The sequence below is a fragment of the Bacteroides sp. OM05-10AA genome, from assembly GCF_003439055.1.
Classification (GTDB): domain Bacteria; phylum Bacteroidota; class Bacteroidia; order Bacteroidales; family Bacteroidaceae; genus Bacteroides; species Bacteroides intestinigallinarum.
In genome coordinates, this window is record NZ_QSUR01000003.1 from 264,952 (window position 1) to 279,070 (window position 14,119).

The window sequence follows — 14,119 nt, forward strand, 5'->3', positions numbered from 1 at the left end:
CAAGAAGATTTATGATAGCATGAAAAAGATTGTAATATGCATTGTTGGCATTTGTAGCTTTTCTTTCTTATCGGCTCAAAATTCGGCAGATAATGTAATGGCAGAAAGAGGGGATAGTTTGCGTATCTCTACAACAACCAATTTTAGTAGAAGGCTTGATAAATTCTCATCTTCCCGTTTCTATCAGATGACGTATATCGGCGTTCCGTTAATTGTCGGTGGCTTGATCGTAAAAAGTGAGGACGATCATTTTCGAGGTTTACGTAACGAATATCTGCCCCGTTTCAATCGTCATTTGGATGATTATATGCAATATGCCCCTGCTGCGGTGATGCTTGGTATGAAAGTAGCCGGAGTGCAAAGTCGTAGTTCATGGGGTAGAATGCTCGTTTCCGATGCTTTTTCTGCACTGCTGATGGGTGGTGTGGTAAATACTTTGAAGCAAACGACGAACGTCGAGCGTCCGGATGGCTCAAACAAACACTCTTTTCCATCCGGACATACGGCTACGGCATTTATGACTGCTACCATGTTTACTAAGGAATACGGACATAAAAGTCCGTGGGTAGGTGTCGGAGCATATAGTGTGGCTACTGCAACCGGTCTTATGCGGATGGCAAACAACAAGCATTGGTTAAGTGATGTATTGACGGGTGCAGGAATCGGAATATTGTCAACGGAAGTGGGGTATTACTTTGCGGATCTGATATTCAGGGAAAAAGGGATCAATAGGTTTGCGAATGAAAATATGTTCGACAGGATGGATAAGCCTTCATTTGTCAGTTTGTATCTCGGGCTGAATATTCCGTTGAGCGGTTATGATATCGACGAAGAAATGGAGTTCCGTACTTCATCAGGCAGTTCGGCCGGTGTGGAGGGGGCCTATTTCTTTAATCCGTATGTAGGCGTTGGAGGACGATTCACAGTTTCCAATACTTTGATTATTGTCAATGAAGAACAGGCAGAGAATAACACATTTGATGCGATATCGCTTTGCGGAGGAAGCTATTTTTCATATCCGTTGTCTTCACGATGGCTGATAGGCAGTAAACTTCTGGGTGGATACGTGCATTATCCACAATTGGAATTAACTGACCGGTCGGTTTCTGCAAGAAGTGGTTTCTGCATGGGAAGTGGGATTTCCTTGACGTTCAAAGCAAAGGAATATTATGGAATCCGTTTTTTTCTCGATTATAACTTACTTCCGTCACATAGCAGAAACAGTGGTGAGTATATGAATATGCTTACTTTAGGGTCGTCATTTATGATTACGTTCTAAATCATAGCATATTTATTCTTACCTTTTTCATATAAAGACTAATTCTGTGAGCGGAATTCATTGGGGGTACAACCTGTAATCCGCTTGAACATCCGGCTTAGATGCTGCGGATATTGGAATCCCAATCCGTAAGCAATTTCACTTGTAGTCTTGTCTGTTGCCAGCAAAGCTTCTTTAGCGCGTTCGATCAGTTTATTCTGGATATATTCCGAGGCGGTCTGTCCCGTCTGTTTGCTAATCATATCTCCGAAATAGTTTGTTGATAGAAATACTTTGTCGGCAAAGTATTTAACGGTAGGTAATCCCTCTCGTAGCGGAGTCTCGTTGTCGAAATACTCATCCAGCAACCGCTCGAAACGGACGATGATATCTTTGTTCACTTCTTCGCGTGTTGTGAACTGTCGTTCGTAGAAACGCATGCAATAATCGAGCAGTAGTCCGATATTGGCACAAATTAATCGGCGGCTGTGCTTGTCTATGTTGTGTTTCAGTTCTATCTCAATCTTATGCAGGCAATCCATCACGGTCTCTCGTTCCTCCTCTGAAAGGTGTAATGCCTCACGGGTTTCGTAGGAAAAGAAAGAATAGTTCTTGATCTCCTGACCGAGTGCTGTGCCACGAATCAGATCAGGGTGAAACAGGATGCCATGAGCGTTTGGTTGGACATCTTTAACCATCTTGGTTTCTGCCACCTGTCCCGGAGCAAAACTGACAATCGTGCCGTCCTGATAGTCATAGTTCTGACGGCCATACATGATATTTCCGCAATAAGTATCTTTCAGAAAAAGAGCATACACGCCGTAGTTGATCTTGAAATGTTCCGGCCATTGCGTTGCTTTTGACAGATCGACAACACTTACCAACGGGTGTCGTGTTTCGAGTCCGAAAAGTTTGTTGTATTTATCTACCTCATCAAGTTTAATAACCTCTTCCATAATCCTTTCTTTAATTTTCTTTATCGCAAATATAATTCATTTTCTTTGAAATATAGATGGCTTTATTACAGAATCGAGGATTTGGGTACAAATATCAGTAAATCATATACAAGCTCACTCATTTTATCGCAGTAAATTTGCAATCAGAAGTTTAACAATGAAAAGATAGAAGATGATGAGAAAAATAATTCTAAGTGTTTTGTCTTTATTCGTTATGTTATCATGCAGTATGACAGGGAAAAAGGATACAAAACAACAGCCTGGTATGTGCGCCAAATTACCTATGGCGGCTGACGGTATTGTACGGCTATCGAAAATCGAGGTTTATCCGGAGTATCTTGAAGAATATATGAAATATGCGACCGAAGTGGGTGAAGTCTCCTTGCGTACTGAACCGGGAGTGCTGACTATGTATGCCGTCAGCGAAAAAGAGAATCCCGGCAGGATAACTATTCTTGAAACTTATGCGAGTCAGGAGGCTTATAAATCTCATATTGCATCGGAGCATTTTCAAAAGTACAAGCAAGGAACGCTGCACATGGTTAAGACTCTCGTACTCTCTGACCAAACGCCGCTTAACCCCGCAAATTGCATTAATAACTTCATTCAATAAACGAAATGATTATGAATAAACTCCTTTTATTTTCAGTATTTAGTATTTTAACACTCAATGTTATGGCACAAGAAAAGATAGTACAGACGGCAGGACGTGACCAGTTAGGAACGTTTGCCCCCAAGTTTGCGGAACTCAATGACGATGTTCTCTTTGGAGAAGTTTGGAGCCGCACTGACAAACTCGGTTTGCGTGACCGTAGTTTAGTAACCATTACCTCCCTTATCAGTATGGGAATCACGGACAATTCGCTCGTTTATCATCTTCAGTCGGCGAAGAAGAACGGCATTACCCGCACGGAGATCGCAGAGATTATCACTCATATAGGTTTTTATGCAGGTTGGCCGAAGGCGTGGGCGGCGTTCAATTTGGCAAAAGGAGTATGGTCTGAAGATATTGTTGGTGAGGATGCTAAAACAGCTTTCCAGCGTGAGATGATTTTCCCTATTGGCGAACCCAATACAGCCTATGCACAGTATTTTATTGGTAACAGTTATCTTGCTCCGGTTTCGCGCGAGCAGGTGAATATTTCTAACGTTACTTTTGAACCGCGTTGCCGCAATAACTGGCATATTCACCGTGCAACGAAAGGTGGCGGACAGATGCTTATCGGTGTAGCCGGTCGAGGCTGGTATCAGGAAGAAGGTAAACCGGCGGTAGAGATTCTGCCTGGTACGGTTATCCATATTCCTGCCAATGTGAAACACTGGCACGGAGCTGCTGCCGACAGTTGGTTTGCTCATCTGGCTTTCGAAGTTTCCGGTGAAAACACTTCCAATGAGTGGCTTGAACCGGTTACAGATGACGAGTATAACAAACTCGAACAGACTAAACGATGATTTTTGTTAATCCTGTTTTATCTTTTGAAAGGAAATAATATGACTACCGAGGAATTTAAGGAATATGTAAAGATGCGCAAGGCGCTTAATACAGAAGAAATACATCGTTTGATGGACGATATGAGCAATGAGGCAAGACGTATCACCTTCCAACTGAATACGGCATATCATACACCGGACGAAGTGCGCCGATTACTTTCCGGGTTGTTCGGTTATCAGGTGCCATCGTCGCTCCGGGTCTTTCCACCGTTTTATACGGATTTTGGTAAGAATATTACCATTGGTGAGGGTGTGTTTATTAATGCCTGCTGTCATTTTCAGGATCATGGTGGTGTGACTATTGGCGACGGTTGTCAAATCGGGCATAATGTCGTTTTTGCTACACTTAATCACGGGTTGGCTCCGCAAGACCGTAAAACGACTTATCCTGCACCTATCGTGCTCGGTAAGAATGTATGGATAGGTTCTAACGCGACGATTCTTCAGGGAGTGACTATCGGTGATAATGCTGTTGTAGGTGCCGGAGCTGTAGTGACAAAAGATGTGGAAGCGAATACGGTTGTAGGTGGTGTTCCTGCACATTTTATCAAAGTAATAGAAGAATGAAAACGCCTGTGGGATTGCTCCATCGTGATAATGTCTAAATTAATTAGTGATAAGAAATATTTAAAATCAAAATAAAATGAAACAGATTATATTCATATTTATGAGTCTCCTTTGCTTTAGCTGCTCATCAAAAGCGCAGAATCAGATAGCGGATACTAATGTACAGTCCGATAAGAAAATCCTGGTTGCCTATTTCTCTTGTACTGGAACTACAGAAAAAGCTGCCGATGCCATTGCAAAAACGGTTGGCGGAAAACTTTACCGGATAACTCCCGCTACGGCCTATACCTCGGCAGATCTCGACTGGAACAACAAGAGTAGCCGTAGTTCAATTGAAATGACGACTGAAAATTCACGTCCGGAATTGGGGGGAGAAGCGCTTGAACTGAAAGATTACGACGTGGTATTCCTTGGTTACCCGATATGGTGGAATTTATGTCCGCGTCCGGTCAACACATTCCTTGAGAAATATGATTTCTCCGGTAAAACCGTTATTCCATTCGCTACTTCCGGAGGAAGCTCGATAACTAATAGTGTAAAACAACTCAAGAAACTTTATCCAAAAATTACATGGGGAGAAGGGCAGTTGTTGAACGGAAGCGTTAAGCAAGCCGGAGAGTGGGCGAAAGGAGTAATATAAAAACGTAGATTTATGGAAGAGAACAATAAAATGAATATTAGCCGTCGCGGATTTCTCAAGGCGACGGCACTGGCGGGAGCAGCATTGGCTGTGCCGACTGGATTAGATAAGGTTTTTGCATCTGAAACGAAGCAACCCGAAACATCCCGTACTGATAATGGGATTGCACGTATCAGAGAGCATCGAGTATTGGGTACAGGTAAGGCGGCTTTCGAAGTATCGGCACTTGGTTTCGGTGTGATGGGGATGACTTACAACCGCAGTCAACATCCGGATAAGAAACAGTGCATCCGCTTGTTGCATGAAGCGGTAGATCGTGGCATTACGCTCTTCGACACCGCCATTATCTATGGACCGCTAACGAATGAAGAACTAGCCGGGGAAGCATTATCCGAATTTAAAGGCCGGATTAACGTAACGACTAAATTCGGACATGAGGTAATTAACGGAAAAGCCACGGGGCGTCAGAACAGCCGCCCGGAAACCATCCGTCGTTATTGTGAAGAGTCACTCCGTCGCCTCCGACTTGATTCACTTCCCATGTTTTACCAGCACCGTGCTGATCCGGATACTCCGGTGGAAGAGGTAGCATCGACTATCGCCGACCTGATGAAAGAAGGGAAGGTGCAGCGTTGGGGAATGTGTGAAGTGAGTGCCGAGAGTATTCGCAAGGCTCATGCTGTATGTCCGCTCACAGCGATTCAAAGTGAATATCATTTGATGCATCGTTTGGTGGAAGAAAACGGAGTGCTCGACACCTGTCGGGAATTGGGTATCGGGTTTGTTCCATACAGTCCGTTAAATCGCGGTTTTCTGGGTGGTTGTATCAATGAATACACGGTTTTTGATCCGAACAATGATAACCGCCAGACCTTGCCACGTTTTCAGCCGGAAGCGATGCGGATGAATACCCGTATCGTGAATGTTCTACAAGCTTTTGGCCGCACGCGAGGCATGACCTCGGCGCAAGTAGCACTCGGCTGGCTGTTGCAGAAAGCACCTTGGATCGTGCCAATTCCCGGAACGACGAAACTGTCACATCTCGAGGAAAACCTATATACGTTGTCTTTTGCTCTTTCGCCCGAGGAGTGGAAAGAATTGGAGGATGCCGTTGTAGCTATTCCTGTTATAGGAGACCGATATAATGCAGAACAGCAACGGCAGGTAGGTCGTTGAGAATTTCTTTTTCTCTATTAGATAGAACTGTGAATTAGATAAGCATTTATTATCAATAAAAAAGGAGAATGATTTTACTCATTCTCCTTTGCGGTGCGTACGGGACTCGAACTCAAGTCGTAATCCCTTTTGTACCAATATCTTATTTAATCAAGTTTTCAAAGTCCAACGTCTAATCCAACGTGAAGAGTTCGCTGTTCTGCTTAGCTTTGATAGGCTAAATTGGAACAATGCAAAAATAGTGAAAAATAACAATATGACCAAATTTCGATATATAACTCATTGTTTTTTTGAAGTATTTGTCCTTTCCTGAAATAGGTTGACTCGGTTTGCAAACCGAGTCAACCTATTTCAGGAAAGGACATTTTTTTAGAAAATCAAACTCTGTCAACGGCAGAGTAGGTTCTATTTGGGATATTTTTTGTAACTTCACAACGTTTTTTTAAAGAATTACCCCCGAACCAAGCCTGTGAAGGTCTGTCGGGGGTTCTTTGTAAAGTTACAAATTTTATATCATTCTGTAGAACAATTGTTTGGATATTTACTGAATATCCCTAAATAAATGAAAAAGGACAGTCCTCAGATGAATTAGACTATCCTTTTTTATATAACCTTTGACTCGAAACTTACATTACCGCAGCAACAAACAATCCATTATTACCATATATCATCTGAACAAAAGGTAGATCCTGAGATTGCTGTTCTTCCCACAATTCTTTAAACTGCTTTTTGTCTGTTTCACTTGGAGTGTTAGGCATATTGGGATGCGAATGCCACTCACCCAAATATCGCACTTGATGATATGTCAATTTCGTTATTCTCTCATATTCCGCAGTCAATCCTTTAAATCCACGAACAAAAGATACAGGGCTATGAATACTGTCCTCTGGAGCTGGAACCATATAATATACATAAATGCTATTATGATCGCGGTCATAGCTACCAAACAAACAACCGCCAGTTTCCTTATTTGGTGATGTGAATGTCATTGTTTGAATTTCTTTTTCTACAGCATCGGAGATATAAACTTGAATATCTCCCAATACTTCGTGGTGCCAATTTGTGATTGTCATCGGCAAACTTGACACTGTTCCTTTTTCGGCATCAAAGTGCCAAATACTCAAACAAGCTTGCCCCAACGTATAATATTTCCTGATTTGTTTAGAAATGATGGCCGACAATACACGTACATTTTCATAATTAAGTATCATCGATTCTGATCTGCAACTGAAAGTATTCGTACGCACGGTTCCTGATTGTTCCAAATGAAGAGCAAACCTTTCATCCACTATCAGATTACGATAATAATCCATCTCCAACAAGTCAAGACGAGAATTTCTGTCCTTATCTTCTATTAGCAACACGACATCATCACCCTTGGGGTTCAAGAATGAGGTACATCTACGGAATGTATGTTCTTCGTCTGCAAGTTTCCTTTCAACTGCTATGGAAGTGCTAAAATCCATTATCAACTCAGTGTCCTTAAATAGACGCTCTCTATCATTTCGGCTTAACGTCAGAAAGTTTCCTTCTATGGCATTTATTTTCTGAAACAAGATGCCATGATAGCTATCATTGATGGCACGAACCTTTGAGGTCATCACTTTGTCTGTGGTAAGTGTATGACGGCTAAGATTATGTGGCAACAATATATCACAATCAACTAGACAGATTTCTTCAGAGCATCCTTGTCTCACAAAATGATCGATTACAGCAGAGCCAAGTGTGCCAGTTCCGATAACTCCCACTTTCTTGAACCATTCTTTGATTCCATTATTGATGGCGTTTCCACTACGTGAAGTCATAAATTCTAATAGTACAACTTCTACAGACAATTCATAAAACCATTTTTCAAACGCATCCTTAGTAAGAACCTTCTTTTTATGTACTATATCCTTAGGAAGACAGTTTGTTTTGATGAGGAACAATTCCTGTGAAGTCTTTTTGTCATCTTTGCTTGTCTGAGTGATATAAATCGATATAACTAACGGAAGTGTAGCCTTCCCTGCTACACTTTTTGTCAAAACAGCCAAAAGACTGTCTGTCAAAGAGAATTCGTCAGTTGACTGGACGTCTTTCAAATCTCCCATCGTTTGAGGTATTCGTACAAAATTGTTTGCATGGATTTTTTCTGTAGGAATACCAATTAAATAGTGGGTAGCTTTACTTTTCTCAACAAATTCCAAGGTAGAAGAATACTTCGTCTTTGGGGAGTACTTAATATATGGATTACCACCTAAGCGTTCATTCAAAATACAACAGACTTCTTGAAACCCGAAGAAGACCTCCAGTGGACGGTTTGACTCATGCAATTTGTTTATGCTATTCAAGCTAAACCATCGTCTTATGGAATTCAAGAAATCGTGTGCATTAAACTGTGGTCGAATATCTGCAAATGCGACATCCGACACACATAATGATACAGGCCGTGTAAACGGCTTTGCATTTGAATGAGGTAGCTCCGTTGGAAAATCTTTTCTTAGTGCATATACTTCTGGTATATTGATATCTTTTGAATGGCAAATAATTGCTATTTCCTCTTCGTCCCATATTTCATAAATAGGTTCGTCTGGAATTTCAAGATGCGTCATGCGCATTTTGACAATGGCATCCCCCTTGCCATTGACATAACACAGTACATCCTTTGTGTAAGGATGTACCATGGCGGCCTTATAGATTGCCTTGGCTCTCGAAAGTTTTAGGTATTCACCTCTAATTGGAGAGCCATTTGTTATTTTATGGTTATAATCTTTCATCTGCCAGCTCGTGGTGCAGGATTAGAAATAGATGATGCTCCCGCCACTGTAGAAATCTCTCTAAGTGTCTTTCCGTTTTCGTTAATCTTAAAGACAATGGGCTGTGGTATATTCCCTACTTTGCTATGTGTAGCGGTATTAAGGAAATGCGAAGAACCAGAATTCAGTTTCTTTATATACTGCTGTTTAGCTTCGTAGCAAGGAGGATTGTTATCATTGTTCTTTATTTCATTTGAAGAAGCTATAATATGTGCAGAATTACCAATCTGCTTTTTCAATATAGCCTCTGCAGACGGTTTTATTTCTTTCTTATTGTCTGATTCATTGAAAAACGACCAAGAGCAATGGTGAGGAGCAAGGAATATATTCCACTTCAACTTTTCTTCATCTGTGTTATTGTCAAGAATGTGTTGCCAAATTTCGTATTCAGCATCACCTCCCATAAGCACACGGCTCTTGTAACCAGTATATCCATCTATTTTAAAACCAAACTGCACAACGACTGATGTTGCATTCTTGTCGTCATACTTCTTACTTGTCTCAACATCTTCTTTAAACGGAGCATGGATGAAAATGTCTAACCAAGACAGACTTGCACCATGAACAGTTGTAACGAGTTTGCCAGGAACGTAACAATATCTGCTGTCGAACTCTTTGTCTTTATCGTATCCGATAATCCTCAAATAGTTACCTTTAGAACCATTGAAGTTCGCATCATCATCGTATAGCTTTCTACGACGTTTCGCTTCTTTGCGTATATCTTCAGCAGGTGCAGACAAATTATTGTTTAAGCCACGAGGAGTAATCCACAGCTCTTCTATAATAATCTCGTCTTTGTTTTTATCCTTGTCATAATCAGCCACATCTCCATGATAGAAGTTTTCTACAAATCCTTTGCAATGATCATCGTGAGGGTGAGTGCTGATGAATAGGTCAACATACGGACGACCTGCGACATCTTTATGCAACTCTTGCAGCAAGTCAGCCTTTACATCAAACATTACTTGTTTACCATGACCATCAGTCAGGTCTTCAAGTATTTGGCAATCCACTATAATGGTCTTGCCGTTATCTAACTTAATCAGCGTGCAATCTGCATTGCCCACGGGATAATATTTAATAATATGTTCCATAGCTTATTTTTTAGTAGTTATTCTTATCATCATCTAAATTCAAGAAGACGTTATATAATCTCTTTGCATATCTTCTACCATTTGTATATGCAAACCATGTGGTAATAAACGAGACTATAACACAGGTAATTCCTCCCCACAAGAAGAAACGTCCAAGTGGTAGTGACAAGCCCCAGTTGTTGATAGCAGCAAGAGCAAACAAGACAATACCATCCATAAATATTGTCGCAATCAGGTTACGATAAAAACCATAGATGCAGTTATAATCGAACAGTATATCATCGAATCTAGTTACATCCAACAAACAATTAACAGCTTCATCTACACGCTTTACATATTTCTTATTCTTGTAAGTCTTATGTCTTAATTTATCTACTGCATTATTCCTCTGCGCGTTGCGTAACCTTCAAAGAACTCTTCGTATGCAAAAGTAGCTATTTTATCCGAGATTTGGATATGATTTCCCTGTTTTTTATTCCCTCATTCATAGTTTTTCCGTAAAAGCGAGTAGTTTAATCCGAAAGCGAAAAAAGGAAGCTGTGTGGCTACCTATCCCATGAATGAAACAAGCGACCACACACAGCTGGCAAACTTGAAAAATGAATATTTTCCATCTAACAGAACTTGTTCAGCCAGATGGAAGTATCCATTTTTTTCTATTCTTTTTTCTTTAATGGATATAATTTTACAGTACCATTTCTATTTGGCATAGCTGCCGACTGACAATGTATATAGGAATTACAAGTATGGGTAGAGTAAACGTTTCCATATTTTGCAAGCCAATACACTAAACGTCCACTTGGATGTTTCTTATTGCCAGCAGCAGATATATAGCACTTTTGGGGAGAAAGAGCCTCTATAATTGATGTATTCAAATTTCTACGGCTTCCATGGTGTGGAACTTTAAGAAAATCCACATTTCTCAACCATTTGTATTTGTTCAGCATCATCTGAAGAGAGGTAGTATTTGCATCTCCTGCAAAAAGTAGTCTTTTGCCATCCTCTGGTTCGTACAAGATAATTAGGCTAGAAGCATTGTAAGGGGATGAATCTTCATCATTGTCGATTACACTCTTTATATCCTTCTCGTCAATCTTGAACGTATCATCGTATGCTTCTTTTGAACTATCTTCATATGTCTTAATACCATAGTCTGCGACCATTGCCTTTACTACCTCGCCATAATATTTATCCGAAGGACCAACAATGCTTATTGGAAGGATTGGGTGTTGGACACCATCGGTTACGCTTATTACCTCTGTGCATTTATCCAATGCCAAATCAATAAGGTTGAGATTGGGGTTTGTAGATTTTTGCCAAATCTTACGGACTGCTTTTGTTGCATTCTCTTTGTTTTTGTAACGTTGTATGTCATTGACATCAAGATATTGGGCAGGATCGGTTAGCCAGAATGTTTTTATAGTAATTTCATCATCTTGAAGTAAATCGAAAAAGCCATCTTTATGGTCACTATCTGGATGCGTACATATAGCTAAGTCTATGTAATAACTTCCATAATAATCATTAAGATGCTTTTTTATAATAGAAGTATCACCTGCATTGCCAGCATCAATCAATATGATGAACTGTTCATTACCTATATAGTGCCTGATAAGTATTGCATCAGCATCTCCCACTTTTAGGGCTTCATATTCATATTTCATTTTATTCTCTTTCATACTCTGCTCCTGTTATATATGCATTGTACATTGCTCTTGCGTAATCGTAGGCTTTGGACTTGTAAGATACATAATTGATAATACCAAACAATACCTGAGCAACTAAAGCCATCATCAATACTTTTGTATATGGCATCTCTAGAATGAAATTTACAACAAGAGCAAAAATGATTGCACCTATAGCATACACACATGCTCCAAGATAGTTACGACAGAAACCATACTTTCGATTATATTGTTGAAGATTTTCGTTTTTGCGAGTTACCTCCCTTATCTTTCCAACTGCATCAACAATAGCACGTTTAGCCTCGGATGGATTAGCAATTTCTTCATCTTTTGACAACAGCCGAATGCCAAAATCAGCCTCCACCTTTGCCGCAATCTGTTTTATATCCGCTTCAGATTTTCGCTCAGCGCTACTCCAAAGAAGAAGTTTTGTTGTAGGCATTTCTGTTTCATCTTCCTTAAATAGACGGAATTGAAACAATTGTTTTGAGGCATCAATAAACAGTTGACGAACCCAATAGGCTAATGCACCATAAATTAGAGCTACCGGAATAAACAATCCAATTTTGGCAATTATTGATTTCCATACGTCCAAGGTATCTGGAATAAACGATGTGACATACAATGTAGTCAAGATAATGGGGATTATCATACCCACGATGGCTGGATAAACTCTTGCTTCTTTTTCGTACTTATTCATTTTTTCTTAAATTAACACAGAATTAATTATACAATATTCATGCCAAAATCAGTTCCAATCAATTTTATAGTGCTATTTCTTTACGACTAAGAATATCATGACGTTATGTCAGCATGTTGTGACATTATGCCAGTGTCTGAGATACACAAAAATTCATTCATCGTTTTTTTCCGTAAAAGCGGCTTTATTCGTCAGTACACCATCGCCCAAAAGAATTTTGAACGAACGTGTGCCGACTATCGCATAAGCTGAGAAAAGGGCTTTGCCTCACGCCTAAGCAACAGTTTAGACTGATGAGGCAAAGCCCATTTCTTTTGTGCTTATGCCAAAGAGGTGCTTTTACGGTTTTTCAGATGATTTTTCTTTTTCGCTGTTCCTTTGAGCCGGAAGCGGAAAGCCGTGTATGACCGTTTGTCCATAAATGTAACAAGCCGTCACCCACAGCAGGCAAACCGGGAAGAATGATTTTATCTGCCCGCCCCGACACGTCCGGCCAGACAGATAAAACCATACTTCCTTGCAGGTGGTTTGCCCGGTTTCACGCTACCGGCTATGTCCTTTTTTTGTTGGGGACTTCCTTTTTTCACGGATTTCTCTTTTGAAGTTTTCTGTCTAATCTGCCTCTACTTCCGTTTACCTCCATTTTCGCGCCTTTCAGTGGGCCGCATCAGGCAGTCATTTCCGTTCTGGGCGCAAAGGTAACTCCGGGATTTGACGGGAAAGCAAGGTCAAGCCTCCTGTTTTCGGGAAAAATCTCCAGCCCTGCGGGTAGTATTTTTCTCGAAAAACCTTGCATTCCCTAATCCCTACCTTTTTAAGCACCCGAAACGAAAACGACCGATGCGACAGAAAGACGCATAAAAAAAATGTCGGATAAACGAGAGGCAGATAAGATAGTTTGAAACTCAACTCCCTCAGCTCTTGAATCCGCATTAAAAATAAAAAATCAAAAACAAAACGGATATGAGAACAGCAATGGCAACAAAATTCGTGGCTTGGGAAGTGCCGACATTGGAAGCACTGAAAGGCAGTAAGGTTTACAATCTCCGTGAGAAACTGAACAACGGAGGACAGATGAACCGAGAGGAAAAGGATTGGCTCACAGAAAAGGTGAACAGCAACACCTACTTCAAGAACGCAGTCCCCCTGCAAGGCTGGAGGTTTGACTTCTCCGATGTTCTCCGCACCTACCTCGTAAGCCAATACGGACAATGGACGGAATACAAGGCAACGGACAAGACAGGGCTTCGCAGATACCTATACGGCAGGATAGACCGAATTGTGGAACTTCAAAAAGAAACATTATGACAGCAACAATGGACTTCAGACAAATGGCGCAATACATAGGGTTTGCGATATGCTCCCTCATCGTGCGCACCGTCTTTGGGGTGTTAGACATCCTTTGGGGTATTGTCAGAGAGATAGTAAACGGAGTGTTCCGAGTGGCGATAGGCATAATCGTGGCTATTCTTTCCACAATCGTCTTCTTCGGCTTCATCCTTTGGTTATTCACCCTTTAATCCTTACCGACATGGCAAAGAGAAACAGCAAGACAGCAGCGCAGCAGTGCAGATACTACGGGGTGGACAACATCTTCGAGTACATGGTGGAAACGTACATCAACGGCAACATATCCGTGTTCCGTGAACTCTACCACGAACTGAACAAAGACGCACGGAAGGACTTTACAGACTTCCTTTTGAGCGAGGTGGAGCCGACTTATTGGAGAGAGATACTGAAACAGACAATCTAAAACA

At 41.0% G+C, this 14,119-nt stretch carries 14 protein-coding genes and 1 pseudogene; 9 read left to right on the forward strand and 6 right to left on the reverse strand.

Annotated features, from left to right (window positions below; all coding sequences use genetic code 11):
• Nucleotides 1-19: 19 nt before the first annotated feature.
• Complete coding sequence (locus tag DXB58_RS03730; RefSeq protein ID WP_122135949.1) at nucleotides 20-1,279, forward strand: phosphatase PAP2 family protein; 1,260 nt, start codon at nucleotides 20-22, stop codon at nucleotides 1,277-1,279.
• 38 nt (nucleotides 1,280-1,317) lie between these two features.
• Here the strand turns inward: DXB58_RS03730 and DXB58_RS03735 are convergent, their stop codons facing one another.
• Nucleotides 1,318-2,214: an AraC family transcriptional regulator gene (locus tag DXB58_RS03735; protein ID WP_122135950.1), complete on the reverse strand. Its 897-nt coding sequence runs from the start codon at nucleotides 2,212-2,214 to the stop codon at nucleotides 1,318-1,320.
• Between the two features lie 256 nt (nucleotides 2,215-2,470).
• On the opposite strand from DXB58_RS03735, the pseudogene DXB58_RS03740 reads away from it, so the two are divergent.
• The 5 genes and pseudogenes from DXB58_RS03740 to DXB58_RS03760 all read left to right on the forward strand — a co-directional run.
• A pseudogene (locus tag DXB58_RS03740) lies at nucleotides 2,471-2,827 on the forward strand (putative quinol monooxygenase); the annotation flags it as partial.
• Nucleotides 2,828-2,838: 11 nt separating this feature from the next.
• Nucleotides 2,839-3,666 (forward strand): carboxymuconolactone decarboxylase family protein, encoded by an 828-nt coding sequence (locus DXB58_RS03745; protein WP_004304034.1) that lies wholly within the window; start codon nucleotides 2,839-2,841, stop codon nucleotides 3,664-3,666.
• Between the two features lie 39 nt (nucleotides 3,667-3,705).
• Complete coding sequence (locus DXB58_RS03750) at nucleotides 3,706-4,272, forward strand: sugar O-acetyltransferase (RefSeq protein WP_122135989.1); 567 nt, start codon at nucleotides 3,706-3,708, stop codon at nucleotides 4,270-4,272.
• A gap of 76 nt (nucleotides 4,273-4,348) precedes the next feature.
• Nucleotides 4,349-4,912 carry a flavodoxin gene (locus tag DXB58_RS03755; RefSeq protein ID WP_122135952.1) on the forward strand — a complete coding sequence of 188 codons (564 nt, stop codon included), beginning with the start codon at nucleotides 4,349-4,351 and terminating at the stop codon, nucleotides 4,910-4,912.
• A gap of 12 nt (nucleotides 4,913-4,924) precedes the next feature.
• The gene (locus tag DXB58_RS03760; protein ID WP_117934935.1) at nucleotides 4,925-6,088 is read left to right on the forward strand and encodes an aldo/keto reductase; all 1,164 of its coding nucleotides are present in this window, start codon (nucleotides 4,925-4,927) and stop codon (nucleotides 6,086-6,088) included.
• 626 nt (nucleotides 6,089-6,714) lie between these two features.
• Here DXB58_RS03760 and DXB58_RS03765 read toward each other — a convergent pair.
• The 5 genes from DXB58_RS03765 to DXB58_RS03785 form a co-directional block, all read right to left on the reverse strand.
• Complete coding sequence (locus tag DXB58_RS03765) at nucleotides 6,715-8,844, reverse strand: Mov34/MPN/PAD-1 family protein (RefSeq protein ID WP_008142571.1); 2,130 nt, start codon at nucleotides 8,842-8,844, stop codon at nucleotides 6,715-6,717.
• Entirely contained in the window at nucleotides 8,841-9,977 is a 1,137-nt protein-coding gene (locus tag DXB58_RS03770; RefSeq protein WP_008142569.1) for a hypothetical protein, read from the reverse strand. Before DXB58_RS03770 ends, DXB58_RS03765 begins: the two co-directional genes overlap by 4 nt.
• A gap of 10 nt (nucleotides 9,978-9,987) precedes the next feature.
• Nucleotides 9,988-10,281: a hypothetical protein gene (locus tag DXB58_RS03775; RefSeq protein WP_008142568.1), complete on the reverse strand. Its 294-nt coding sequence runs from the start codon at nucleotides 10,279-10,281 to the stop codon at nucleotides 9,988-9,990.
• A gap of 352 nt (nucleotides 10,282-10,633) precedes the next feature.
• Nucleotides 10,634-11,656, reverse strand: a complete 1,023-nt coding sequence (locus tag DXB58_RS03780) for a ComEC/Rec2 family competence protein (RefSeq protein WP_008142566.1) — start codon at nucleotides 11,654-11,656, stop codon at nucleotides 10,634-10,636.
• The gene (locus DXB58_RS03785; RefSeq protein ID WP_122135953.1) at nucleotides 11,643-12,362 is read right to left on the reverse strand and encodes a hypothetical protein; all 720 of its coding nucleotides are present in this window, start codon (nucleotides 12,360-12,362) and stop codon (nucleotides 11,643-11,645) included. The genes DXB58_RS03780 and DXB58_RS03785 overlap by 14 nt, the downstream gene beginning before the upstream one ends.
• A 963-nt stretch (nucleotides 12,363-13,325) precedes the next feature.
• Here DXB58_RS03785 and DXB58_RS03795 point away from each other — a divergent pair.
• The 3 genes from DXB58_RS03795 to DXB58_RS03805 are packed head-to-tail and all read left to right on the forward strand — an operon-like array spanning nucleotide 13,326 to nucleotide 14,115.
• Nucleotides 13,326-13,670 carry a hypothetical protein gene (locus DXB58_RS03795; protein WP_008142559.1) on the forward strand — a complete coding sequence of 115 codons (345 nt, stop codon included), beginning with the start codon at nucleotides 13,326-13,328 and terminating at the stop codon, nucleotides 13,668-13,670.
• The gene (locus DXB58_RS03800) at nucleotides 13,667-13,882 is read left to right on the forward strand and encodes a hypothetical protein (protein WP_008142558.1); all 216 of its coding nucleotides are present in this window, start codon (nucleotides 13,667-13,669) and stop codon (nucleotides 13,880-13,882) included. The genes DXB58_RS03795 and DXB58_RS03800 overlap by 4 nt, the downstream gene beginning before the upstream one ends.
• An 11-nt stretch (nucleotides 13,883-13,893) precedes the next feature.
• On the forward strand, nucleotides 13,894-14,115 hold the full coding sequence (locus tag DXB58_RS03805; RefSeq protein WP_008142557.1) for a hypothetical protein: 222 nt from the start codon (nucleotides 13,894-13,896) through the stop codon (nucleotides 14,113-14,115).
• The last annotated feature ends 4 nt before the right edge of the window (nucleotides 14,116-14,119 follow it).